Below are 26039 nucleotides of genomic sequence, written 5' to 3'. Positions count from 1 at the left end.
ACATGTATAGATTAGAGAGGTGTTTATTATGAAGACATTTAAAGAAGTTTTACCAAGAGCTGCTGTATTCTTCCTGATTTTTTCAGCAGTGTGCGGTATACTGTACACTGCTGTGATAACAGGGGCAGCCCAGGCGCTCTTTTCAGATAAGGCCAATGGTAGTATAATTGAAGTCAACGGCAAAAAATACGGAAGTGAGCTGCTGGGCCAGCAGTATACAGATGAGAAACATATGTGGGGCAGGATCATGAATATAGATACCTCCACCTACATTGATGACAATGGCCAGGCGCTTGTGTACGCCGCCCCCTCCAATATCAATCCGGCCAGCGCTGAATATGAGGCTCTGGTAGCTGAGCGGACAGAGAAGATAAGGGCAGCCCACCCTGAGAAAGGAGGGCAGCCGATTCCGGTCGATCTGGTGACATGCTCAGGGAGCGGGCTTGACCCCCACATTTCCGTGGCTGCCGCCAGGTATCAAGCAGACAGGATCGCATCCCGGAATAATATGACAGCAGATGAAGTAAATGAGATCATTGATAAATATACAACAGGAAGGTTTCTTGGTATTTTTGGCGAGCCTGTAGTCAATGTGCTGAAAGTAAATCTTGCACTTGACGGTATTCTGACTGACTAGAACGGGGCTTGTCTCTGAATGGGGGTAATGTTATGCATAAAAAGGTGATTGCCGCAAGGCAGAAAATTAAATTCAGGGATAATATCCCGGAGGGTAATGCGCCATACTATATGATGGAGATGGTCTGGGCAGTGGCTTCAGATCTGGAAAAGATACCGCAGTTCTATATTGTAGGGCAGGAGAAGACACTGTGGGTGTTCTATGAGTACACCAGCTTCATCTGTGATGACTTTTTGGAAAAGTACGGAGTGCTGTCAGCGCTGATCTCTGAAAAATATCCTGTCAGCGTCTGCGGCACCAGCGGAGAACTGGAGCATGTGTGGGCAGAGGCAGGATTTATAAATGGCAGGAAAGAACTGGAACTCATCAAGAGCAGTACCTCGGGAAGAGATTTTGATGAAATATCTAATATCTGCCTCAGGTTTTATATAGAGGATGAGGGCGAGCGGGATGAGCTGTGCAGCTGCCTGGCTAATTTGGATTACAGGCAGGACTATCTGGCTGTGTCCAGGACGCTTCTGGCTAAAAAGCTGTTTGCAGGCATAGCGGAGGATTACCCGGACACATATTACCGCTATCTTCCCATGAGCGGTGGAGATATGGAGTTCTGGAATGCTCTGAGCATGAACCAGAAGAAAATGCTCTGGATATTATTTCTGGAGTACAAGGTGAGTGCAGTTGAGTTCGAATATGTGGTAAATGCGCTGAAGGACGGGTCAATGGTCTATCTGTTTACATGGGAACTGGCGCTGCGTATGGCGCTGGATGAGCTTGGGATATCAGTGGAAAGCCAGGAGGATGACTTTAAGGTTTTAGATAAAGACGGGAAAAGGCTGCGCATGGACTATGGAAGAGGCTCGGAGGCGGAAAAACTGTTCCTCAAGATATTATTTCCTGTTATACAGGAGAAGCAGAAAGAGGTGTAAATGTGATCGGACAACGGCCGGATCCGGATAAATTACTGGAAAAATTAAAAGAGCAGGACAAGACAGGTCAAAAAGGACGGCTGAAAATATTCTTCGGGTATGCAGCAGGAGTGGGAAAGACTTATGCCATGCTGGAAGCTGCCCAGATAGTAAAAAAATCAGGTGTGGATGTGGTGGCCGGGTATGTGGAGCCTCATGCCAGGCCGGAGACCATTGCCCTGCAGGAAGGCCTGGAGGTGCTTGCTCCCCTCATTGTGGAACACAAGGGGATAAAGCTTAAAGAATTTGACCTGGATGCAGCTATGATCCGCCATCCCTCACTTATACTTGTGGATGAGCTGGCCCATACAAATGCTGAGGGCTGCCGCCATAAAAAGAGGTATCAGGATATAGAGGAGCTGTTAAATGCGGGCATAGACGTGTATACTACAGTGAATGTGCAGCATATCGAGAGCCTGAATGACATCGTGGCTTCTATCACAGGAGTGATCGTCCAGGAACGCATACCGGATAAAATATTTGACAATGCCAGCCAGGTAGAACTGGTGGATATAGAGCCTGCTGATCTGATAGAAAGACTGAATGAGGGAAAAGTCTATCGGGAAAAGCAGGCTAAGACTGCGTTAAAGAATTTTTTCAGCGAGGAGAATCTCACTGCATTAAGGGAGATCGCCCTGCGCTGCACAGCTGACCATGTAAACCAGGCCTCTGAAAAGAACAAGCAGGAAACACAGGTTTTTTCAGGCGGATATTTTACGAAAGAGCATATCCTGATCTGCCTCTCGCCTTCCCCGTCAAACGGAAAAGTGATAAGGGCTGCAGCAAGAATGACAAAGGCCTTTAAAGGAAGCTTTACGGCCCTCTATGTGGAGACTCCTGAGTCTAAGGGTATGTCAGGGGAGGATGAGAGGAGGCTCAGAGCAAATGAAAAGCTGGCCCAGCAGCTGGGCGCCAGGATAGTGACTACCTATGGGGAGGATGTACCCCTTCAGATCGCAGAATATGCCCGTTTGGCCCAGGTGTCCAAGATCATTATAGGGAGGACGAACACAAAGAAAGGCTTATTCTCCTTCAGGCCGTCCCTGGCAGAAAAGCTCTCTGAACTGGCTCCCAATCTTGATATTTATATCATACCCGACAATACGGCAGTCCCGTACAGGAGAAAAAGGGCTGCCAGGCTGAAAAGCCAGGACCCGTCAGAGTGGGTATGGGATATATTAAAGTCAGCAGGTATACTGGCAGGGGCTACGATAGTCAGTATTTTATTTGAACAGACAGGCTTTAGTGAGGCTAATATTATTATGGTCTATATTTTGGGGGTGCTTCTGACAGCCGTGGTGACATCGCAGAAGAAGTATAGTATCATTGCCTCCTTTGTAAGCGTGTTTACATTTAATTTCTTCTTTACAGTCCCCAAATACACTTTCCAGGCATATGCGCCTGAATACCCGGTGACATTCCTGATCATGTTCCTTTCGGCGCTGATCACAGGGACATTCACCACCAGAGTAAAGCATCAGGCAAAGCAGTCTGCCCTGCAGGCATACAGGACGGAGGTCCTTCTGGAGACAAGCCAGAAGCTCCAGCAGACGGACAGCTATCCCAAAATCATATTTGAGACTGCCAATCAGCTGGTGCGGCTTTTAAAAAGGACGGTGATCTATTATCCCGTGCTGAATGGGACACTGGTACAGCCGAAGGTATTTTCCAGAATAGACGGCAGCCGGGAGGACACCTCCCTTTATATAACGCCTGAGGAACAGGCTGTGGCGGCATGGGTGTACAAGAATAACAAGCATGCAGGGGCATTTACAAATACACTGCCCAGTGCAAAGTGCATGTATCTGGCAATCAGAGGTTCCCAAAAGGTATATGCTGTAGTGGGAGTGGCGCTGAATGACCAGCCGCTGGAGAGCTTTGAGAACAACCTGCTGATATCAGTGCTGGGGGAGAGCGCCCTGGCGTTTGAGAAAGAAGAGCTGTATGAGACAAAAAACCAGGCAGCTATGCAGGCACAGCAGGAAAAACTCCGCGCCAACCTGCTGCGGGCTATTTCACATGACCTGCGCACTCCTCTTACAAGCATATCGGGGAATGCGGATATATTGCTGGGGAATGGCGCCAGCCTTGATGAAAGCAAGAAGATACAGCTCTACCAGGATATATACGATGATTCCATATGGCTCATAAATCTGGTGGAAAATCTGCTGTCAGTTACAAGGATCGAGGACGGGACCATGAATATTCACATGGAAGCCCAGCTGGTCAGTGAAGTGATTGACGAAGCGCTGGCGCACATTAACAGAAAAGGCTGTGAGCACTGTATCACAAAGGTCATCCCCGATGACATGATCATGGCCAGAATGGATTCCAGGCTGATCGTGCAGGTGATCATTAATATTGTGGATAATGCCATCAAATACACACAGCCGGGATCACATATTGAGATATCCGCAAGAAGAGAAAAGGCCGGGGGACAGGGGCAAAGCGGATTTGTTGCTGTGGAGATAGCTGATGACGGGGAGGGCATACCGGATGAAGCCAAGGAAAAGCTTTTTGAAATGTTTTATACGGGGGGAAATAAGGTGGCTGACAGCCGGCGCGGCATGGGACTGGGTCTCGCCCTGTGCAGGTCCATTGTGATGGCCCATGGAGGCATGATCTCAGTGGAAGATAACAAGCCCAGAGGCAGCAGGTTTAAATTTACGCTGCCGGCAGAGGAGGTAACATTACATGAGTAAACCGCTTATTATGGTTGTTGAGGATGACCAGGCTGTGAAAAATCTGATCACAACCACACTTGAGACACAGGAATATAAATATATAACTGCAGCAAACGGGAGCCAGGCAATTATGGAGGCAGTCTCGCACCAGCCGGATATTATGCTGCTGGATCTGGGCCTGCCGGATATGGATGGGGTGGATATCATTAAAAAGGTGCGCACATGGTCCAATATGCCCATCATTGTCATCAGCGCCAGGAGTGAGGACAGAGACAAAATAGACGCCCTGGATGCGGGGGCAGACGATTATCTGACAAAACCCTTCAGCGTGGAGGAACTTCTTGCCAGGCTCAGAGTCACTTTCCGCAGGCTCAATTATACAAGCGGACAGTCGGGCGCCGCCGCCTCCGTATTTATAAACGGAGGCCTGAAGATCGATTATTCGGAAGGGTGCGTATATCTGGACGGTGAGGAGCTGCATCTGACGCCTATTGAATATAAGCTGCTCTGTCTCATGGCAAAAAATGTGGGAAAGGTGCTCACTCAGAAATATATCCTGAAGGAAGTGTGGGGGAGTACTGCAGAGAGCGATATCCCCTCCCTGCGCGTGTTTATGGCAACTCTGAGAAAAAAGATCGAGAAGGATACTTCCCGCCCCAAGTATATTCAGACCCATATAGGCATGGGATACAGGATGCTCAGGATCGAGGACTATGCATGAGCAGGCAGCGGGCCTCCCGTATGATCTCTTTAGGAAAACCGGTGAACTCCAGCAGCCTGACGGCATTAAAAGTGCTGCATATCCCATCATGAATCTTGTAATCAAAGCAGACATCACTGTCCTTTACCTGCTCCCCGAAATAGGAGCATTGGCATCTGTCTCCGAGTATATCAGCCAGTTCCCTGTCATGTGAGGCAACAAGAGGAAGGCACCCGGGGCGGGAGAGGAATTTAAGGATTGCGGCCGAAGCTGCGATGCGCTCACTTGTATTAGTACCCCGCAGTATTTCATCAATGATGCAGAAGGCAAGTCTTCCGGTATCCAGACTTTTTATGATCCTTCCTAAGTATCTGATCTCACGGATATAGTAGCTCTCACCTGATATAAGATCATCGCGTACCGCCATGGATGTGATGACCTGAGACGGGGGGAGTGCGAAGAAGGCTGCTGTGCAGGTAGAGATGGTCTGGGCAAGTATGGCATTTATGGCGGCAGCCTTGATGAAGGTGGATTTTCCGGAAGCATTTGAGCCGGTTATTATACATGTCCTGCTCAGAGTGATGTCGTTGCAGACCGGGGAATCCAGCAGAGGGTGATAGAGGCCTTCTGCATGTATGACAGGCTCTGTGACGGAACTGGGCACACAATAGAGCGGCAGGCTCTCCCTGAAGGAAGCCACGCTCACAGCCATATCGATCGTGCCTGCGTACTTAAGGAGCTCCATAAATTCACTTCCATGGCCCTTCAGAAGATTGATAACCTGGGTATAACATGTAAAATCCCAGAAGGTGGCTCCTATTACATAGTCCTGGAGGATACCGGCGATATCACCTGTGATGACGGCCTGTTTTTTCTTCTGAAGCCTTGCCGTCCGCCGTGCCAGTCTGTCAAAGAGCGCCTGATTTTTGGATATATGTTCCGGGAGTTTATACAGGGGTTCTGTCCCGCACTGAAGGTTCATGGAGGAAAGCTTCTTTGCTGCACGGACCAGCCTTATGATACTGCCCAGTGTATCCAGATATATTTCTATTTTCTGTTTTTGTATAGTGTAAACAGCTGCATTCACTACAAAGACTGCCAAAGCAGATAAGGCCAGCGTCTGGCTCCAGGTTACAGCAGAGGCCAGCAGCAGTGCAGCCAGCAGCACCTGCAGCAGCCTGTAGATACTTTTGTGGGAAAGGTCAAGATTGTCCAGATCTGAGATAAATGAAGGGATGCAGAAGCCTGCCTCCTCACAGCCCAGCCTGTAAAAAACAGCTTGTACCTTTTCCCTTGGTTCCTGGTGAGACTGAAAGTAGCCTGCCAGTTTGTCAAATTCCAGGCTATCTTCCGGGGAGGCAAGGTGGTGCAGGCTGGCATACAGAACCTGTCCCCCTGCAAAGGAAGAGCAGCGGCAGATTCTTTTAAACAGGAGATCCATCTCCAGGTCATTCCATGTGACCTCGTCTATTTTTTCAGCAGCCGGAATTTCTTCGGCGATTGAATCCCAGTAGAGCCGGAGCTCGTCGAAATCATATTTTATATCTGGCGGTTTAGTGCCAAATGTACCCAGTACGTGCTGCAGAAAATACTGCCTGTTTTTTCTGTGTTCGTAAATGAAGACAGAGACGATTATTATTGCTGCCGCTGCATAGAGTAGCAGGTACCATAAAGTTAAGGACATACAATTACCTCATTTCATACTCGATCGTGGGGAGCAGACCCATCATGTACATTTAACTTTCGGGAAGTCCGGATGGGCCTGATTTTCAGGAAACGCGGCGGACATTGTTTCAGTATAAGAGAAAACATTGAAACAAAGATGAAACATACAGCTTCAGTAAGAAGTACCATGCCTATATTCAGCGGCAGCCCCTGATTATAAAAAATAGTGTAAAGCTGGCAGGAAAAGAGCATGACAGCGGAACAGATCCCGCCATATCCGGCCAGCATATCTGTATAACGAAGAAATACAGGGGCCTGTCTGCATAGAATGCCATAGGCGAGCGGCTTCATCAAAAAATGCAGAAGTACGGCGGCAGCAGGAAATAAGAATAAGACATACTTTTCCAGGCTGCTGACAGTAAACAGGCTGTTGCCCTCCAGGGGGATCATGGATGGAAGAAGAGGCCATGTGACAGCAGCGCTTATGACAGACAGCACAATAAGTGTCCAGAAGAGTAGCTGCATCCCGAGTCCGGGGATCCTGTTAAAGGTATCTTTTATAAGGGCATAGTCTGATACCCGGGGAGTCTCATTATATTTTTCTACAGACAGGTCATCATAGCTCAGTGGGTGTTCCTTTACCATCTCCGTACAGAGACGGCAGGATGCAGCATAGCTGTCCGACTTTTCTTTCAGAAGCACAGCCTGCTGTTCCAGGAGTTCATCAAGCGTAACCTGCCGGTTCTGCAGGGCTCTGATATTTTCAAGTGTAATGTCAAGACCTCTCAGGAAAATGATTTTTTTCAGAGTGCTGATATTTTCCTCAGAATAATCCCGGTAGCCATTCAGTGGATTCCTGTCTGCGATCAGCAATCCTTCTTTTTCATAGAACCGCACATTTGCCCGGGTGATATTTAACCGTTCTTCTACTTCTTTGATAGTCATCTTTATCCTCCTGAGGTACTTTATAGAGTATAAACCCACTTTACAGTCAAGGCTTTTTTCACATTTTATCACAAACAGTTTTATATTTCACCATCCCGGGGACAGCCATTGACTTAAATAAGAATAAGGGTTATAATCTAACTGCAAGATGTGATCACGCACTATACTTGTGTGATTCTCGCGTTTCTCATATTCTTCCGTTCCGGAAGTGCATTTCCCCTATACTAACTGTATTTTGTATTTTTCAAGCCAGTAGTTGACCTGAAGCATATAGGCCAGCATCTGAGGACCTGCCATGAGCTGGCCGTACCAGGGCCTCCCGTAGTCGGACGGACTGTTCAGGAAGGAATTTACTTTCCTGGTATCCAGAAGTGCGCGCACAGGAGCGCCGGGGTCAGAGAGGACTTCTTTTAAGCGTTCACCCAGGAGACGCTCATACGCCGGGTCATACGTCTTTGGATAAGGGCTCTTGCGGCGCCACAGGACATCTTCGGGCAGTTTATCTGAGCCGGCCTGGCGCAGGAGGCCTTTGACAATACCGTCTGGACATTTCATTTTCCACGGGACATTGAAGATATACTCCACGATCCTGTGATCTGCCAGGGGGACCCGGGCTTCCAGACCGGAATACATGCTGGTTCTGTCCATTCTGTCCAACAGGGTGACCATGAACCACCGCAGGTTCAGATAGGAGATCTCACGCCGCCTCTTCTCCTCCTGCACCTCGCCGGGGAGGCGCGGGGTTTCCATGATGGTCTTTTCATATGCGGCATGGGCATATTCTTCCATATGCAGTTCGTTTATCACATCATCTGCCAGCAATACCTTCCGGGGCTCCATGCTCATGGACCAGGGAAAATCGCTGCCTTCAAATGCTTCCTTCTTATGGAACCAGGGATAGCCCCCAAAGATTTCATCAGCACATTCGCCGGTCAGGGTGACTTTGTTGAAGCCCACTACCTGGGAACAGAAATAGAGCATTGATGATTCCACATCAGCCATACAGGGCAGGTCTCTGGCATCCACTGCCTTGTACAGACAGTCCAGCTGGTCCTGGTTGCTGCAGATAAGGAACCTGTGGTTTGTTTTTGAAAAGGCAGTCATTTTTTCCACCCACGGCCTATCCTGGCTTGGCTGGAAGGAATTTGACTGGAAATACTTATCGTTGTCAACAAAGTCAAAAGAAAAAGTATTCAGCTCTTTACCCTGTTTTTTTAGCTGGGCTGAACAGATGGCAGTTACCAGGCTGCTGTCAACTCCGCCCGAGAGAAAGGTGCTGATAGGGATGTCAGAGAGCATCTGCATTTTTATGGCATCTTCTACAAGCCATGCTGTCTTTTCCACAGTTTTTTCAAATGAATCTTCATGGGGTCGGCTCTCCAGCTTCCAGTAAAAGTGGGAGGTGCATCCTGATCTCCCAAAAATCATGCACTGGCCCGGCAGCACTTCCAGAACGCCTTTGAAAACTCCCTGGCCGTATGATTTTGCCGGCCCAAGAGCAAAGATCTCGCACAGTCCGTTTTTATCAACTACAGGACTGAAGCCGGGATATTCAAACAGTCCCTTGATCTCAGAAGAAAAAATGAGCCCATCATCATAAAATGTATAAAAAAGCGGCTTCACGCCCAGGCGGTCCCGGAACAGACATAGCTGCTCTTTAGAGGAATCCCATATAGCCACAGAAAAAATACCGTTAAGCTTTTTGGCGTAATCTGCCCCGTGCAGCATATAGCCGTTTAGTATGACCTCTGTGTCACTTGAGGTAGTGAAAACTGCTCCTTCCAGCTGCAGCTCCCTCTTCAGTTCTTTCATGTTGTAGATCTCCCCATTAAATGCTATGGCATATTCTCCGGCAGGATTTTTTCTGACCATGGGCTGGTGGCCTGTCAGGAGGTCTATGATTTCCAGACGGACATGTGCCAGACCGCAGGATTTATTCAGATAAGTACCCTCATCGTCAGGGCCGCGTCGTTTTTGGGAACGGTTCATGTTATCCAGTACAGATTCCCACCGTCCCCTCTCATTTTCCAGATTGATGCTGGGCTTGCAAAAGCCGGCAATTCCACACATATAAATACCCCTCTTTCCTATATCTTTTATAATTGGTTAACAGCCCTATTGGATGACCGGCTGGTATTGTTTTTTCAGAAGAGCCGCCTCAATTGAGGGAATCAGCAATTCTGTGTGGGCGATCATAGAGTTTGGCTTTTTTTCAGGGTTATCCTGACCGAAGGGAACAAAGTATATATTTTTGGAATTGAGGAGAAGGCCGATATTTTTCATGTTCATTCCCAGCGCATCATTTGTTGAGATAGATAAAAGCAGGGGCTTGTCGTTCCTTAAATGTGCCTTTGCTGCCATTAATACAGGCGTATCTGTGATTCCATTGGCCAATTTGGCAATGGTGTTGCCTGTACAGGGGATGATCACCAAAATATCAAGGAGACTCTTTGGGCCTATTGGCTCAGCCTGGGATATGGTGAGGATTGGCTCAATTCCTGTGACAGTCCGGGCCTTCTCTATAAATTCTTCTGGTGACCCAAACCTGCTGCTGATCTGCTGGGAGGAATCAGAAAAAATAGTCTGTATTTCGGCGCCCTCATTAGACAGTTTTTGTAATTCAGTGAATACATTTCTATAAGTGCAAAAAGAGCCGGTAAATGCGACCCCTATTTTCTTTCCTTTTAATGACATATGACATACTCCTTACGATTTTTAGTCCTGCGGGCCGGTTTACGGCTGCCCCAGATAATTGAAAATAGTGTCTGCAATAGCCTGTGCAGAGGAAACAGGAGCGTATTTTCCGGGAAGCCCCGGACACAGAAATGCAGACAGATTCAGCCTGGCTGCGGCGGCAAAATCCACACCGCCGGGTGCAGATGCAATATCAATAATAGTGACATGCTTTTTCATTTTAACAAGATGTTCTTTTAAAAGAACAGGTGCAGGGATAGTGTTGAATATGAAATCATATTCGTTCAGATGTGTTTCAAAATCCGAAATACTGACAGCTTTATCAGCCAGAATGGCTGCCTCCGCCATGGCCTGAGGCTTTCTGGCGCATACAGTAGTATGGCAGAACATCCCCCTTAAGCAGACTGTAAGCGTCTTTGCGCAGCGTCCGTAACCCAGGATGAGGCAGGAGCTGCCATGCAGGTTTCTTCCGCTTTTGGTGATAGCCTCTGCAACAGCGCCTTCTGCTGTGGCGATACTGTTAAAAACAGAGAGTTCCTCAGAATCCATAAAGTCAAATACTCTGACATTCCTCAGGCGTGCAGCCTCCCTGAATTTGGCAGGGATACAGCCTGCAAAAAAATACTGCTCCTCTGAGAAAAGACTGATCAGGGAAGAGAGACAGAGATCTCCTGTCTGGATCTGATGGTTCAGTTCCATATTGTTTTTAGTCATGGGAACAGGCGCGATTATATTTTCAGAGCACAGCACGGCCTCTTTCAGCGATGAGACAGGATGACAGCCCGGATCGTCAATGGGCCTGCACAGTGCATAGTGGCAGACACGGCAGCCCTTTGCGGTGAGTATCTGTGCCAGGACAGCCTGACGCAGGTCTCCCCCGATGACAGCAAAATCGTATATTCTTTTTTTCATGTTGAAACTCCCGGATGTTTAGGATACAGACAGCTGTCTGATACAAAACAGCAGCTGATTTTATATAATATATGATAAGATGAAAAAGATGTGTAACTGTGAAGGCACTGAACAGTTACAAAGATGTGTAATATACAGCTTATGATATGGGACGGAAGCTGTTATTATCCATAGCTGCGGCATAAATAAAAAGGAAAAGGATCATAGATCCTTTTCCATAATATAACTGCGGGGAGAAAAGCCCATATCCTCATAGAAAGAAAGGGCGCTGCTGTTAAAGGCCCACACCTTCAGGCTGATCTGACGGATTCCAAGGCTCTTTACAAAATCCTCCATGTGGGTAAAAAGCATTTTTCCTATCCCCTGTTTTTGACAGGAGGGCAGAACACACAGATCTGTGATGTAGGCGTAAGGAATCTGATAGGTAATGGGATTTTCGGCAGGGTAATGAATAGAGGCCATGCAGAGCCCTGCAATCTTGCCGCTCATCTCTGCAACATAAGCAATACGTGAACTGTCCTCCAGCAGTCCGCTGAATTCTTCCAAGTCATATGGCGCCAGAGCCGGTTTAAATAAATCCGGGCGGTTGGTTGCGTGCACCTCGTGCAGAATTGTCATCAGGATATTAACTCCGTCATAATCTTCAGGCCGCATCCTGCGTATAAAATGTTCCATATTGTTCTGCTCCTATCAGGAGAAATCTGCCATGTAGCTGCCGTGGGCTGCGATCAGCTCATCACACATACTGCGGATATCGGCAATATTCAGCTCAGCAGCGGTGTGAGGATCCAGCATGGCAGCCTGGTAGATATGGCTCCTGTCTCTGGTGACTGCCGCCTCGATAGTGAGAAGCTGAGGATTGATGTTGGTCATGTTCATGGCAGCTAATTGTACAGGAAGGCGTCCCACATGGCAGGGGGTGATGCCGTTTCCGTCTACAAGGCACGGAACTTCCACACAGGCGTCTGAGGGAAGGTTGTCAATAAGGCCTGTATTCAGGACATTGCCTCCTATCTTGTAGGGTTTGTTTAATACGACAGCTTCCATAATGTATGAGGCATATTCGTGGGAACGTTCATGGGTGATCCTGCCATCTTTTAAAATGGAGGCCTTTTCGGCATCCCACTCGGCGATCTGTTTGATACAGCGCCGGGGGTATTCATCCAGAGGTATGTTGTACTGTTCAATCATATCCGGATATTTTGACTTTATGAATAAAGGGTTATACTCCGCATTGTGCTCGCTGGATTCTGTACAGTAATATCCAAACTGGTTGATATACTCAAAACGCACCATATCTGTATGGCGTTCTTTCAGATTCTTTTCGGCAGCCCTGCGGCGGATCTCAGGATAGAGGTCATTTCCGTCTTTATCCTCCAGCTTCAGCAGCCATCCCATGTGATTGATACCGGCGATAAGTTCCCTGCGCCCCTCCAGCCTGTCTTCCATATCCAGGCTCTTCAGAAGCATCTCGGAACAGACCTGCACGCTGTGGCAGAGCCCTACGGTGCGTATCTTTGTGTAACGCTGCATGTAGCCTGTGAGGATGGCCATGGGATTTGTATAATTGAGGAAGAGTGCATTTGGGCAGACCTCTTCCATATCAGCAGCAAATTCCCTCAGGATGGGAATGGTGCGCAGCCCTCTCATAATGCCGCCGATCCCCAGCGTGTCAGCAATCGTCTGGCGAAGACCGTATTTTTTCGGAATCTCAAAATCAGTGATCGTGCATGGATCATAGCCGCCTACCTGGATGGCATTTACTACAAAGTCAGCATTTTGGAGTGCAGCTTTTCTGTTCGCAGTGCCCAGGTAAGTCTTGATAACAGCCCGCCCCTGATTTACGTTTTTGTTGATAGCCTGAAGAATGATCTCAGAGTCAGCCAGTCTTTTGCTATCGATGTCATAGAGGGCTATCTCGCTTTCGCACAGTGCGGGGGTGCACATGCAGTCGCCCAGGACATTTCTTGCAAATATAGTACTTCCAGCCCCCATAAAAGTGATTTTTATCATAGAGTTCTCTCCTTTTTGCTTGTTGTTCTTATGAGCTGATTGTATAATAAATCATAGCGGACGGATATTTGAAATGTTTCAAGGGAATTGTTAAAATGTTGTAACTATTGGGCAGGTGGAGAGATGGACCGCCAAAAATGTAACTGTGAAGGTACTGAACAGTTACGATAAAAGAAAGGATCGGGCAAAGACAATATGAGTGCACTAAATGTTTTCTACGCAGGCCATGAAAAATGTCCTCCCGGACATGCCTTCGGGCCGGCAGTGCGGCAGCATTATCTCCTTCATATGATTCTGGAGGGGAGAGGAATTTATCAGACGAGAGACAGTTCTTTTCCTTTGAGGAAGGGACAGGCATTTTTAATTTATCCGGGGGAAACCACATATTATCAGGCGGATGACAGGGAACCGTGGGAGTACGCCTGGGTGGCCTTTAACGGGTACGAGGCAGAAGAGGCCCTTGAGCAGACCTGTTTTGCAGAAGGGGGATATGTATCAGCAGGCGGGTTTACAAAAAAAGATGAATCCAGGATATATGAGCTGGTAGAGGCCTTTGAGCGTTCAGAGAGCAGGCTTGAACTGATGGGCAGCCTGTGCAGGGTTCTGGCGCTGTTTGGTCAGGAGAGAAAATTATCAGCGGCAGGTTATGAGAAGCAGTACTTTGAAAAGGCCGTCGGGTATATATATAACAATTATGGATATCCGCTGAAAATCAGTGACCTGGCAAAATACATAGGAATAGACAGGACATATCTGTACAGGATTTTTATGGACATAGAAAAATGCCCGCCTAAGCAGTATCTGCAGCGCTTCAGAATGAAGCAGGCGCTTCAGATGCTCTCAGAGGGCGGGCATACAGTTACAGAGACGGCGTACTCCTGTGGATTCAGGGATGCGGCCTCATTCTGCAACAGCTTCAAGAAAGAGATGGGAATGACGCCTCTTCAGTATCAGGCTGAACTGAAACTGCACACGTCATATGCGGGCAGATGATCTCATGCTGTTAGTTGCATGAGATGCATGGCCGTCAATGGTTTCTCATAAATTCTGCCATCTCTGTCTCAGACAGTGGTTTTGAATAATAGAAGCCCTGGATCTGGTCTACACCAAATTCTTCAACAAGCTGCCTTTGTTCTTCAGTCTCTACCCCTTCTGCAACGACCTTCATATTCAAATCTTTGAAGGCCCTGACCAGGTTTTTGACGGCAAGGGCAGAAGTGGGGTTTTTAATAGAGGCCTGTACAAGACTCCTGTCCAGCTTGAGGGTTCCGAATGGAATATTGATAACTGTAGCAATATTAGAATATCCTGTACCGAAATCATCAAGCCCCATCATAATGCCATAGCTTTTCATCTCTTCGGCAAATTCGGCAACCACAGTAGGATTTTCCGCAAGAGTACTCTCAGTGAACTCGATTTTGACAGCAGGCATGGGAGTATTGTTGCTTTCTATGATTTCAAGCACTTTTTTGCTCAGATCCTGCTGGGAAAATTGAATGGCAGAGAAATTCACGTGTATGGAGTCAATCTGAATACCAAGATCGCGCAGCCTGTTTATAAACTTACATACTTTATCCAGTATCACATAAGTGATTTCTATAATAAGCCCTGTCTCCTCGGCAACAGGAATAAATTCAGAAGGATAAATGGGACCGATGGGAGTGTCGTTTATGCGCATCAGAGATTCAGCATACTGAAATTTACCTGTCTCGATAGAATAGATTGGCTGGTAGTACATCTCAAAGCTTTTGTCAGCCAGCTTATCCTTCAGGATGCGTATCACTTTGTGCTTACGTTCACGCTTTTCCAGCATTTCCTTATCACAGTAACAGACCCGGCCATATTTGCCTGATTTTGCCTGTGAGACTGCGTATTCAATTCCACCGATGGTATTTTCAATAGAACCATCGCAGTCGGCGCTTCGTATGATCCCCATAACAGCCCGGATCAGAAAACGGTAGTCATTGATCTGCCAGGGAAGGGCCATGCGCTCCCGGATGGCAGAGACACAGCTGTCTAATTCATCACTGTTCTCCTGAGTAAAGAGAAGTGCGAATTCATCACCGCTGAAGCGGTATACATTTCCGGCAGGACCGATTGTACTTAAGAAATGTCCCACACTTTTAAGAAAGGCATCGCCGCTTTGCTGTCCGCAGGCATTGTTTACCTGACGGAAATCCCTTAAGGAAACTACCAGCAGGGTAAAGCCCCGGACGGGATATTTGTTTGTAAGCAGATGCAGCATATTCAGCAGCTCCTGCCGGTTAGGCAGATTAGTCAGGTAGTCCATGGAGATCTGTTTGTTCTGAAGATGCAGATAAATGATCAGAAGCGCACAGGTGGCAGCAGAACCAGACAGTATAATATCAGAGTAGATCTGCTGTATGATTATGACAAGGACTGCAAGCAGTGGAAAAGCCGCCAGAATGCGGTAGATCTCCTTTTCAATTTTCTTATGATTGCATAGGGTAACTATGATGCTGGCTACGCAGTAGGCATAAAAGATCAGATAAGTGACAAAGATCAGGTGCCCCCTTGTATAGCCGTTTGCCTCTGTCAGGTCAAATATATTTCTGGTAACCGGATTCAGCAGTACCATGACAGCATACAGGCAGCCGGGTGTGATTCCTGTCCAGATAATTTTCTTAAGACTGGGACTGTCTGCATAGATGACAGAAACGGTGTAGAGAAAGTAAGCCATTCCCATCAGCGGGGTCAGGATAAAATAGATCTGAGTGACTATCCATGTGAGCAGCAGGGGGACTGTATCTGTGTTATAGATCATAAGAGTAGAAAGTACATTTGAAAGCATTGCACAAAAAGTAACCATCAGACATCCCTGGAACATTCTGTTCTTAAGAGAGGGGAGATGGCTGCCTTTTCTGGAATAGATCCATATGATCCCCAGAATTACCAGAGAAATAAGTTCTGGCGCAATATTCCACGTCATTTTGTTTACCTGCCATTTCTTAGGTATGTATAACAGAGTGAATCATCTTGCTGAAACTATTCTATCACAGTTAAAGGCGGCCTACAATCATATAATTGTGACCGCCTGCATTAAACGTTCCAGTTCCCGTCTGAACTGGAACCATTAAAACTGTTTTTATATTTTAATGTTCCTTATAATATGTCTCAATAGCCTGTGCAAAAAATTCAGAGGCTCCCTTGCCGTACCGCTGATCCAGGGATGATCTAAATCTCTCATCCCGGTAGCTGGATGCAGTGGACAGCATGACTCCTTCCTCGTCTTTAACATGTGTAAACTCCTTCAGCAGAAGGGCATATTCCCTGATCAGTTCTTTCACGCAAAGAGAATCGGGCGGATAATCCCTTTTTGCAATCAGCTTTTCCAGTAGCTCTTCAACCTGTCTTTCACATTCCTTGGCAGCCTCCGGGCTGGGGGGATTGGTGGCTGCTTTTAAGTAGCTTTCTTTACCTCCATACCATTCTATTACTTTTTGGTAGCCTTTCTGCATGTCCTCCTTTGAGGCACGTTCTATATAGTGCTGTTTCCACTGTTCAATCCCGCCAAATTCTTTAATAATACATTCCTGCATAAGATCCGTCATATGATCGATTGAAGCCTGGCAAAGCTCTTCCAGTTCGGATTTATTAAATACTTCAAAATCCATTTTGTTTCCTCCCTTCAGGATATCGTCAATGCTGGCAAGCAGGCGTTCTATGCGCTCCTTCTTGCTTATCAGCATTTTGCGCTGCATCTGTAGTATTTTATCTCTGTCAAGAGCCGGACTATCCATCACAGTTTTAATATCTTTTAATGAAATATCAAATTCGCGGAAAAATAAAATCTGACGCAATGTTTCCAATGCCTTATCGTCATAAAGCCGGTAACCCGCATCACTTTTTTTAGTGGGCTTCAACAGCCCGATTTCGTCATAGTAGTGGAGCGTGCGCACGCTGATACCTGTCAGTTTTGATATTTCCTTCACTGTCCTCATATATAAGACCTCCTGCCCCTGATGACTTCGCATGTCACCGTCCCGCGAGGTGTTTTCGCGCGTATTTTGCACGAAAATCCCGAGGGCTGCAGCGCGAAACGGCGCTTTTGGCCGTTTCTGTGCATCGCGAAGCGTGTTACTGGTCACTCCGTGACCAGTAATTTTATTTTAACCTATGACGTTCCGTGAGGGTCAATACTTTTTGTCAGTTATTATCCCTGATTATTCTGCAGGGTACACCGCAGGCGACTTTGTCTGAAGGAATATCCTTTGTCACGACACTTCCGGCCCCAATTACCACATTGTCGCCGATTGTCACTCCGGGCATAATAATTGCCCCTCCTCCTATCCAGACATTGTTTCCTATTATAACTGGCGCAGTCTGAGTTTTGCAGAATTCGAAGGAGCCGTCTTCTTTTGGCTCTCCGAACCTTTCTTTTGCATTTGTGGGATGAAATGCCGTGTAGATCTGCACATTAGGTGCTATCAGGGCATTGTCACCTATGACTATCTTATTATCGTCCAAAAATGTACAATTCATATTAACTTCACAGTTATTTCCAAAGAATATGTTGTTTCCATAGTCCACAAAAAATGGCGCTGTGATCCAAAGATTACTCCCCCGTCCGCCCAGCAGTTCATTCAGGATCCTGTCTTTTTCGGCAAAATCCTCTGAATCTGTCCTGTTATAATCACGCACAAGGTTTTTAGCTTTATGCCATTGAGACAATAATTCATGATCCCCGCAATCATATAGTTCACCGGCTAACATTTTTTCACGCTCAGTCATATTTTTAATCCTCCTGCATCTTAGATGCTGAAATCCATTGTAAATGTTATAGCTGTAATTTAATCATAAATTTCTGCAGTTTACCTGCAAATCTGTCCTCATGCATGCATGGCCGCTTGGCCCGCTGCCTGCGGAAATAAAAAAATCCAGGAATTTGCATTCCTGGATTTTAAGAGGCGACAACCAGATTTGAACTGGTGATCAGGGTGTTGCAGACCCATGCCTTACCACTTGGCTATGTCGCCTTACAGCTATTTTATTATAGCAAAAGAGTAACAAGACGTCAAGTCTTTATCTCTCACTTCATAGAAAAACTTATCGACAAAATCTGAAGTTTTCTATGAAATGACTCCTACGGGAATCGAACCCGTGTTACCGCCGTGAAAGGGCGATGTCTTAACCGCTTGACCAAGGAGCCATATTTTTCCTTCTGAGTCAAAAGTGACTCAACGACGTTTAATATATCATAACAGGGAACAAATTGCAAGCACTTTTTTGAAAAAAACAAAAAATTAATTCAATCAAATTAATTCACTAAGTTCATTGGAGTTTATTAGTTCACTGAGCAGTTCATTTTGCCGGCCCTGCCCGCATCTGCCGGAAGAGCCAGACAAGATGCGGCAGGCTGACAGATGAATCAACGTATCGGTTCGTTACCGATCATAGCATCTTCACCGGCAGCTTCCTCACTGCTGTTTACAGCTTCTTTTGTGGATACTTCCATTCTTCTATCTTTTTAAGCCGGTCTTTTACAGCGGCCTCAGCGCCTTCCTCAGTCGGCTGGTAATATTTCCTGCCTGCCATTGACTCGGGCAGGCATTCCATATGTGTGAGCTTTTCTTCCGTATCATGGGCATACTGATAGCCTTCCCCGTAGTGCAGTTCCTTCATAAGGCCTGTGGGGGCATTGCGCAGGATAAGGGGAACAGGCTCCGCCAGGGTTTCCACAGCATCTGTCTTTGCGTGCTCATATGCCTTATAAAGCGCATTGGACCTGGGAGCTGTGGAGAGATAGACGACGGCATGGGTAAGGTGAACATTGCATTCAGGCATACCAAGAAAATGACAGGCCTGATAGACGGACACGGCAACCTGAAGCGCCTGGCTGTCAGCCATCCCAATATCTTCACTTGCAAAACGTATAAGTCTTCTGGCTATATACAGCGGGTCCTCACCAGCCTCCAGCATTCTGGCCAGCCAGTAGACGGCGGCATCGGGGTCGCTGTTCCTCATAGATTTGTGCAGGGCGGAAATCAGGTTATAGTGCTCCTCGCCATTTTTATCGTACAGAAGAGTCTTCCTGCTCAGGCACTGCTCCAGAATTTTGTCAGTGACCAGTGTCCCATTCTCACTGAATTCTCCGTTTAAGACTGCCATCTCAAGAGTGTTCAGAGCAGTCCTGGCATCCCCGTTGGCAAAGGAGGCTATCATTTCAAGCTGGTTGCGGGTAATAATGATATTCTGGCCCCCAAACCCCTTGGGAGAATCAATGGCATGGCAAAGCAGGGTTAAAAGATTTTCCGTGGACAGAGGCTTTAAGACGAATACCTTGCACCTGGACAGAAGGGCGGCGTTGATCTCAAAGGAAGGATTTTCCGTAGTAGCGCCAATAAGAAGAATGCTGCCTTTTTCTACATAAGGAAGAAAAGCATCCTGCTGTGCTTTGTTAAAGCGGTGTATCTCATCCACAAAAAGCAGGGTGCGCTGTCCAAGCTTCCTGTTTTCCTCAGCCTGGGCCATGACTGTCTTGATCTCTTTGATCCCGCTGGTCACAGCGCTGAAATCCACAAACCCCGCGTGTGTGTGTCCGGCAATGATTCTGGCCAGGGTGGTCTTTCCCACGCCGGGAGGGCCCCAGAATATCATGGAGGAGATCTTATCCTGTTCAATCAGCTGCCGCAGCAGCATGCCGGGACCCAGAAGATGCTCCTGCCCAACAAAGTCAGAAAGAGTCTGAGGCCTCAGGCGGCTGGCCAGAGGATTGGATAATTCCCTGTTATCAAAAAGTGAGAGCTGTTCCATAAGCGGTACCTCGAAATTCATAAACTGTAAAGATTGCTGAAACGTATGTTCTTTTATTATACAGCATAAGATTAAAAAAGTGAAGTGGATGGAATAAAAATTTAACTGATATATGGGCTGGAAATATGGATTGAAATAATTTTCAGTTGTAGTGAACCAGAAAAGATAAAAAGTTTAGTCAGAGCCAGTAAAATATAGTATAATGAAAAATAATCATTCAGCTGGCCTATGCAGTAAATGCCACAGACTGTGAGAACGCAGTGCAGCTGTAAAATAACAGTACAGAGGGAGGCAGGTTTTATATATGCAGGATTGGGTCACAAAATCAAAAGCTATGGATGACTGCACGCTCTGCCCGCGCCGGTGCCATGCAGACAGGAATGCAGGCAGAAAAGGCGCCTGCCATGAAGACAGCGCCGTACAGCTGGCCAGAGCCGGGCTGCACATGTGGGAGGAGCCATGTATATCAGGCATACAGGGATCCGGCACAGTATTTTTCTCAGGGTGTTCCATGGGATGCGTTTTCTGCCAGAACCGTCCTATAGCTTCGGGGCAGATAGGCAGGGAAGTGACTATAGAGAGGCTGGCGGAGATCTTTATTGAACTGCAGGAAAAAAATGCCGCCAATATCAACCTGGTGACTGCCGGACATTATGTGCCCCAGGTGATCGAGGCTCTTAAACTGGCCAGGGAAAATGGCCTTGCAGTACCGGTTGTCTATAATTCCAGCGGCTATGAACGGGCTGAAACTGTCCGTATGCTGGAGGGCTGGGTGGATATTTATCTGCCTGACTTTAAATATATGGACGATGACCTGGCCTGGAAATATTCGGGAGTGAAGGAGTACAGCTTCTGCGCAAAGGAGGCCCTGGCAGAGATGGTACGCCAGACGGGTACGCCGGTCTTTGACGGAGAAGGAATGATGAAAAAAGGAGTTATAGTGCGCCATATGATCCTTCCCGGACATACAAGGGACTCAAAGGAAGTGCTCAGATATCTTCATGAGACATACGGCGACACCATCTATATCAGCATCATGAACCAGTACACTCCCATGGAATGGGCGAAGGAATATCCTGAACTGTCCAGGAGGCTGACAGCCAGGGAATATGAGAAGGTAATAGATTTCTGCCTGGAGATCGGGATAGAAAACGGGTTTACACAGGAAGGGGAGGCTGCGAAAGAGAGCTTCATACCGGACTTTAATTATGAAGGAGTCTGATCTGTCTTCAAGAACGCGGGATGTTTTTGAACTGATACAGCCTTTGCATTTTTGTGAAATATAAAAAAGGAGGAAACAAATATGTCAGAACTACATGTGTCAAGGATCCACAATGAACCAAAGATTAAAAACGCCCTGATCCAGGCCGTAAGGGGGCAGCTGGAGCAGAGGGCTGCCTGGCTTTACCTGCTCTGCGATGAGGCGGGAAAAAGAGGGCTTTCCTGGGAGGAGTTCGGCAGTGCCGCGATCCGCAGATGCGGGCAGGGGCAGGGGGCCGATCTCGTTAAAAAGGGCGGTACGGACAGCTTTAAAGGGCTGAGAAAGCAGCTGTTCACAAAACCGGCCCAGTGGGTTTTTGAGATGAAAATAAGAAAGAGCACAGATGATGTGCTGGCTATTGATTTTCATTACTGTCCGCTGGTAAAGGCATGGCAGAAGGCAGGCTGTACAGACGAGCAGATTGCCGTCCTCTGCGACATTGCCATGTGCGGTGACCACGGGATCGGAGAGGCATACGGCGGGAAGCTGAAGCTTTTGAAATCCATCGCCAAAGGTGATGAGATATGCAGGCTCTATTACCATAAATAAGGACAGGAAGCGGATATGTATTGCATATTTGCATGAAGAAAGCCGGATTTTCAGAGAGGATAAGTGTATATCTCTGAAAATCCGGCCTTTTTAAAGCCATGTTTTTACAGCGCTACCTGAACACGGACATTCTTTTTGCGCTGCCCGATCCCCTGTTTAACGAATTCACTGTCGCTGGGATACGGATATGTCAGATCTCCATATTTCTGGTGGCCTTCATTTCCCTTGCCAAGGACTAATACAACTGTGTTCTCGTCAGCTTCAGCGATAGCCCTGCGTATGGCCTCGCCCCTGTCATCCACAAACTCATAGGGACAGCCCACGATATCCATGTACTTGCCGATCTCATCAGCGATGGCCCTGGCATTTTCCGTGCCCGGATCATCCGCCACGAGATAGACCTGTTTGGAAAAAAGTCCGGCTATCAGTCCCAGGTCCCGTCTCCTGTTGTAGGCTTTTCCGCCCGGGCAGCCAAATACGGAAACTATCTTGTAGCCCGGGTATTCAATAAGTACAGAGTCAAAGAGTCTCTCAAAGCTCAGACGGTTGTGCGCATAATCCACAATGGCCGTGATGCGTTCCTCTTCGCATGTATACTGCTCCATGCGTCCGTCCACTTTAACATTTGCCAGTCCTGCCACCATATATTTAACAGGGATCTTGTAAACGTAGGCAGTGGCTATGGCGGCCAGAGCATTCTCTATATTGAAAAGCCCGTGCATGGCCAGCCGGAAGGTCTTATTAAAGCGGTCACATTTTACATGGAAGGATATTTGGCCGTTGTGTGTCTGGATATTGTAGCCATATATGTCAGGATTCCCTGTCGTGCCGAAGGTGACAGTCTCATGGGCCAGTCTGGCGGCTTTGACTATCCTGTCTGCATTGGCGCTGTCTGTATTGACGCATGCTGTTTTTGTCTGCTTGAAGATGGAAAGCTTGGAGCTGAAGTAGTCTTCAAAATCTTCATGTTCACATGGGCTGATATGGTCTTCCGAGATGTTCAGGAACACACCCACATCGTATGTGAGATTGTCCACCCTGTGGTATTTAAGAGCCTGGCTGGAAACCTCCATTGCCACGTAGCGGAGGCCTGAATCTGCAGCATTTCTGAAATGACGCTGCAGCTCAAGGGATTCCGGTGTGGTCATGAGGGAGGGAGTTTTTTCCACGCCGTCATATGTAGTGACAGATGAGAATAAGCCAATCCCTTTCTCACCGCAGTCATCCAGATATTCGTTAAAAATAGCCTGTATGTAATGGGCTGTTGTTGTCTTGCCCTTTGTTCCTGTTATGCCGATCAGGCTCAGTTCTTTAGAAGGTTCCCCATAAAAAAAGTTTCCAAGAATGGGCATGGCCTTGCGTATGTCTTTGACCAGGATGTAAGGAACTTGTCCTTCCAGCTCATAGTCATTTTCACTCACGTAGCATACAGCTCCACGCATAACTGCGTCCTGAAGATATTCTTTCTTAAAATTCTGTCCCTTGCAGATGAAGATTCCGCCCTCTACGGGACGTTTTGAATCATAAGTCATATTTTTTACTGCAAGTTCTTCTCTTCCATAAAGCTCATAATCCTTCACAAGTCCTGCATTTTTTAATAAAACAAAATATTGCCGTAATGTGTGATTCATGATGTACTCTCCCCCTCCAAATCCGAACCGGCGGATATTGGAAAAAATAAATGTAATTAATAGTAACGGCCATTTCAGCGGCCCTATGCTATATGTACAGTGTAAATATATCTGCAGTCTGTTGCATAAATTAAAAATGAATAATTCTTAAGAAAAACTGTATATTTTCTTAAGAGGCGGCCAAATCCCGGCAGTATCCTCCAAAAGAGGAAATCCCGCCCATTTTCCGGCCTGACAGCATGTGGATTGCTGCCGGGCCATGAATGTAAGAGAATAAAAATGTTTTGGAATCTGGTACTAACATGATTAATTATAAATTATTATAACACAAAAGTCCGCAAAATAATGTAAGCAAATTGTAAGCAGGGGAGAGCGGGCGTGTATAAAAAAAAGTACAATTAAGGTCTTGCGTTTCAATGAAAATTATGATAGTATTTCGAACAGGCCCAGATAGCTCAGTTGGTAGAGCAGAGGACTGAAAATCCTCGTGTCACTGGTTCGATTCCGGTTCTGGGCACTGTTTCAAACAAATAAATATATACATGCGGGTGTAGTTCAATGGTAGAACACCAGCCTTCCAAGCTGGATACGTGGGTTCGATTCCCATCACCCGCTTTTTTTGTACCCTCCAATAAATATAATGTGTACTTGTAAATAGCCCTCTGGTAAGCTAAAATAGTCCTATACACGCAGAAAACGTACAGTTTTTATGCGGAAAGGAGAAGCGTATGGCAAAATACAAATGTAGTGTATGCGGATTCATATTTGATGAGGAAAAAGAGGGGAAATCATTTGAGACACTGACAAACTGTCCGGTCTGCGGACATCCGTCAAGTATGTTTGAGAGAATCAGGGAGACTGGGGAAGACAGCGGAAAAGGTGTACAGGGCGCAGAGCCGGGACATGATGGCGTGAACCCGGAAACAGTTGAGACAGTGAAGGCGGAGACATTGCAGGATACAGGGAGAGATGCCCTGGCATATGATCCCGCATATGTGAGGCATGATCCGTCCTGCCGCTATATGGAAGATATCCATGAGATGGCTCTGACCGGAAAAACTATTATAGCTGCCATGGGCACAAAGATGCCTATGCCGGGCTGGGACGATATACTGATATTGGGTGCGCAGCTGAATCCGCCTCCGTTAGATGAGCATGCCCAGGTTAATATCCGGACCGTAATAGGAAAGAATGCTTTAAAGCCTATGGTTCTTGAAGCTCCGGTATACATATCACATATGTCCTTTGGCGCCTTGTCCAAGGAAGTGAAGGTAGCGCTGGCCAGGGGCACGGCTATGGCCGGGACAGCCATGTGCAGCGGTGAGGGCGGGATTCTGCCGGAGGAGATGGAGGCTGCAGATAAGTATATTTTTGAATATGTGCCGAATCTCTACAGTGTGACACCGGAGAACCTGCAGAAGGCTGATGCTGTTGAAATCAAGATCGGGCAGGGAACGAAGCCCGGGATGGGAGGCCATCTGCCCGGGGATAAGGTAACTCCGGAGATAGCCAGGATCAGGAATAAGCCTCTCGGGCAGGATGTGATCAGCCCGTCTAAATTCCATGATATTAATACGAAAGAAGATCTGCGTGACCTGGTAGAACAGCTCAGATACGCATCAGAGGGAAGGCCTATCGGGATTAAGATAGCGGCGGGAAAAATTGAGAAGGATTTGGAATACTGCATATTTGCAAAGCCAGATTTTATAACAATAGACGGCAGGGGAGGAGCTACGGGAGCTAGTCCGAAGCTGCTTCGAGACGCCACAAGCGTGCCGGCAGTCTATGCCCTGTCCAGAGCCAGAAAGTATCTGGATGAGCACGGGGCAGATATCGACCTGGTGATAACAGGAGGGCTGCGTGTATCCTCTGATATTGCGAAAGCCATAGCTATGGGAGCTGATGCGGTTGCAGTGGCGACAGCAGGACTGATGGCGGCGGCCTGCCAGCAGTACAGGATCTGCGGAAGCGGAAAATGTCCTGTGGGCATAGCAACACAGGATGAGACTTTAAGGGCCAGGCTGAAAGGTGATGCGGCGGCTCAGAGAGTGGCAAACTTCCTGAACTGTACAAAACGTGAGCTGGAGACATTTGCCAGGATCACAGGACACAGGGATATCCATGATCTGAGTGTGGAGGATCTGTGTACCATCAGCCGGGAGATATCTGAGTTTACAGACATATCCCACGCCTGAGAATAAAGTATTGTATAACGGAATCAAATAAACGAAGAGGAATGTGGAACACAGGAGGGAATTTATGGCAGTTGCATCTTTAGTTCTTGGAATCTTGTCGATCGTATTTGCATTTGTGCCTTACATGAGCCTGGTGGGCGGTATATGCGGTATAGTAGGTATTATCCTGGCAGTAATTGGAAAAAAGGAACCGCAGAAAGCCGGGCTTGCCACAGGCGGCCTGGTGTGTTCCATTGTCGGGACGATTCTCTGCCTGATATTCTATGTGGCATGTGTGGGATGCATAGGCTGCGCGGTGGGGATGGCTCAGTATTAGAATAACCCATGTCAGCTTATTTTGCGGGCAGCGGGCGGGCTAAGGTCAAGCTTGTTCTTGATTTTGGCTGAATTATAAAATGCTGGTTTCCGGTTCGG

The 26039-nt window shown here is 47.2% G+C and carries 21 protein-coding genes and 4 tRNA genes; 11 read left to right on the top strand and 14 right to left on the bottom strand.

Annotated features, from left to right (window positions below; all coding sequences use genetic code 11):
- Positions 1 to 28: 28 nt before the first annotated feature.
- From kdpC to NSB28_RS15400, 4 genes are read left to right on the top strand one after another with little or no spacing between them, the layout of a single operon-like run.
- Entirely contained in the window at positions 29 to 637 is a 609-nt protein-coding gene (kdpC, locus tag NSB28_RS15415) for a potassium-transporting ATPase subunit KdpC (protein ID WP_109747562.1), read from the top strand.
- Between the two features lie 32 nt (positions 638 to 669).
- Entirely contained in the window at positions 670 to 1563 is an 894-nt protein-coding gene (locus NSB28_RS15410; protein ID WP_109747563.1) for a hypothetical protein, read from the top strand.
- A 2-nt stretch (positions 1564 to 1565) separates the two neighbouring features.
- Entirely contained in the window at positions 1566 to 4304 is a 2739-nt protein-coding gene (locus tag NSB28_RS15405; protein ID WP_109747564.1) for a sensor histidine kinase, read from the top strand.
- Positions 4297 to 5007 (top strand): response regulator, encoded by a 711-nt coding sequence (locus NSB28_RS15400; protein ID WP_109747565.1) that lies wholly within the window; start codon positions 4297 to 4299, stop codon positions 5005 to 5007. Before NSB28_RS15405 ends, NSB28_RS15400 begins: the two co-directional genes overlap by 8 nt.
- Here NSB28_RS15400 and NSB28_RS15395 read toward each other — a convergent pair.
- The 7 genes from NSB28_RS15395 to melA all read right to left on the bottom strand — a co-directional run bounded on the left by NSB28_RS15395 (position 4985) and on the right by melA (position 13215).
- Complete coding sequence (locus NSB28_RS15395; RefSeq protein ID WP_109747566.1) at positions 4985 to 6670, bottom strand: MutS-related protein; 1686 nt, start codon at positions 6668 to 6670, stop codon at positions 4985 to 4987. The genes NSB28_RS15400 and NSB28_RS15395 overlap by 23 nt on opposite strands.
- Before the next feature lie 14 nt (positions 6671 to 6684).
- Entirely contained in the window at positions 6685 to 7596 is a 912-nt protein-coding gene (locus tag NSB28_RS15390; RefSeq protein ID WP_109747567.1) for a MerR family transcriptional regulator, read from the bottom strand.
- A gap of 219 nt (positions 7597 to 7815) precedes the next feature.
- Positions 7816 to 9666, bottom strand: coding sequence for an asparagine synthase (glutamine-hydrolyzing) (gene asnB, locus NSB28_RS15385; protein WP_109747568.1), 1851 nt, complete (start codon positions 9664 to 9666; stop codon positions 7816 to 7818).
- Between the two features lie 45 nt (positions 9667 to 9711).
- Positions 9712 to 10290 carry a dipicolinate synthase subunit B gene (locus NSB28_RS15380; protein ID WP_109747569.1) on the bottom strand — a complete coding sequence of 193 codons (579 nt, stop codon included), beginning with the start codon at positions 10288 to 10290 and terminating at the stop codon, positions 9712 to 9714.
- A 39-nt stretch (positions 10291 to 10329) separates the two neighbouring features.
- The gene (gene dpsA / locus NSB28_RS15375; RefSeq protein WP_109747570.1) at positions 10330 to 11202 is read right to left on the bottom strand and encodes a dipicolinate synthase subunit DpsA; all 873 of its coding nucleotides are present in this window, start codon (positions 11200 to 11202) and stop codon (positions 10330 to 10332) included.
- A gap of 201 nt (positions 11203 to 11403) precedes the next feature.
- The gene (locus NSB28_RS15370; RefSeq protein WP_109747571.1) at positions 11404 to 11877 is read right to left on the bottom strand and encodes a GNAT family N-acetyltransferase; all 474 of its coding nucleotides are present in this window, start codon (positions 11875 to 11877) and stop codon (positions 11404 to 11406) included.
- 15 nt (positions 11878 to 11892) lie between these two features.
- The gene (melA, locus tag NSB28_RS15365) at positions 11893 to 13215 is read right to left on the bottom strand and encodes an alpha-glucosidase/alpha-galactosidase (RefSeq protein ID WP_109747572.1); all 1323 of its coding nucleotides are present in this window, start codon (positions 13213 to 13215) and stop codon (positions 11893 to 11895) included.
- Positions 13216 to 13410: 195 nt separating this feature from the next.
- Between melA and NSB28_RS15360 the strand changes: the two genes are divergently transcribed.
- A complete protein-coding gene (locus tag NSB28_RS15360) occupies positions 13411 to 14208 on the top strand; it encodes an AraC family transcriptional regulator (protein WP_109747573.1) in 798 nt (265 codons plus the stop codon).
- A 34-nt stretch (positions 14209 to 14242) separates the two neighbouring features.
- Here the strand turns inward: NSB28_RS15360 and NSB28_RS15355 are convergent, their stop codons facing one another.
- From NSB28_RS15355 to NSB28_RS15330, 6 genes are all read right to left on the bottom strand, one after another.
- Complete coding sequence (locus NSB28_RS15355) at positions 14243 to 16165, bottom strand: putative bifunctional diguanylate cyclase/phosphodiesterase (protein WP_109747574.1); 1923 nt, start codon at positions 16163 to 16165, stop codon at positions 14243 to 14245.
- A gap of 163 nt (positions 16166 to 16328) precedes the next feature.
- Complete coding sequence (locus NSB28_RS15350; protein ID WP_109747575.1) at positions 16329 to 17177, bottom strand: MerR family transcriptional regulator; 849 nt, start codon at positions 17175 to 17177, stop codon at positions 16329 to 16331.
- A gap of 205 nt (positions 17178 to 17382) precedes the next feature.
- Positions 17383 to 17967 (bottom strand): sugar O-acetyltransferase, encoded by a 585-nt coding sequence (locus tag NSB28_RS24995; protein WP_109747576.1) that lies wholly within the window; start codon positions 17965 to 17967, stop codon positions 17383 to 17385.
- Between the two features lie 174 nt (positions 17968 to 18141).
- Positions 18142 to 18212: transfer RNA gene (locus tag NSB28_RS15340), tRNA-Cys, on the bottom strand.
- 101 nt (positions 18213 to 18313) lie between these two features.
- Positions 18314 to 18385, bottom strand: a tRNA-Glu gene (locus NSB28_RS15335).
- A gap of 278 nt (positions 18386 to 18663) precedes the next feature.
- Entirely contained in the window at positions 18664 to 19989 is a 1326-nt protein-coding gene (locus NSB28_RS15330) for a replication-associated recombination protein A (protein ID WP_109747577.1), read from the bottom strand.
- A gap of 304 nt (positions 19990 to 20293) precedes the next feature.
- On the opposite strand from NSB28_RS15330, the gene NSB28_RS15325 reads away from it, so the two are divergent.
- Both NSB28_RS15325 and NSB28_RS15320 read left to right on the top strand, forming a co-directional pair.
- A complete protein-coding gene (locus NSB28_RS15325; RefSeq protein ID WP_257497570.1) occupies positions 20294 to 21211 on the top strand; it encodes a radical SAM protein in 918 nt (305 codons plus the stop codon).
- 81 nt (positions 21212 to 21292) lie between these two features.
- Positions 21293 to 21799, top strand: coding sequence for an L-2-amino-thiazoline-4-carboxylic acid hydrolase (locus NSB28_RS15320; protein WP_257497571.1), 507 nt, complete (start codon positions 21293 to 21295; stop codon positions 21797 to 21799).
- A 104-nt stretch (positions 21800 to 21903) separates the two neighbouring features.
- On the opposite strand, the gene NSB28_RS15315 is transcribed toward NSB28_RS15320, so the two are convergent.
- Complete coding sequence (locus tag NSB28_RS15315; protein WP_243134919.1) at positions 21904 to 23430, bottom strand: Mur ligase family protein; 1527 nt, start codon at positions 23428 to 23430, stop codon at positions 21904 to 21906.
- 444 nt (positions 23431 to 23874) lie between these two features.
- Between NSB28_RS15315 and NSB28_RS15310 the strand changes: the two genes are divergently transcribed.
- From NSB28_RS15310 to NSB28_RS15295, 4 genes are all read left to right on the top strand, one after another.
- A tRNA-Phe gene (locus NSB28_RS15310) sits at positions 23875 to 23947 on the top strand.
- A gap of 27 nt (positions 23948 to 23974) precedes the next feature.
- Positions 23975 to 24045, top strand: a tRNA-Gly gene (locus NSB28_RS15305).
- Positions 24046 to 24158: 113 nt separating this feature from the next.
- Entirely contained in the window at positions 24159 to 25625 is a 1467-nt protein-coding gene (locus NSB28_RS15300) for a glutamate synthase-related protein (protein WP_109747579.1), read from the top strand.
- A 64-nt stretch (positions 25626 to 25689) separates the two neighbouring features.
- Entirely contained in the window at positions 25690 to 25941 is a 252-nt protein-coding gene (locus NSB28_RS15295; RefSeq protein WP_109747580.1) for a hypothetical protein, read from the top strand.
- Positions 25942 to 26039 lie beyond the last annotated feature (98 nt).

Source organism: Murimonas intestini (assembly GCF_024622195.1).
Taxonomy (GTDB): Bacteria; Bacillota; Clostridia; order Lachnospirales; family Lachnospiraceae; genus Murimonas; species Murimonas intestini.
This window is presented reverse-complemented; position numbering and strand designations above follow the sequence as displayed.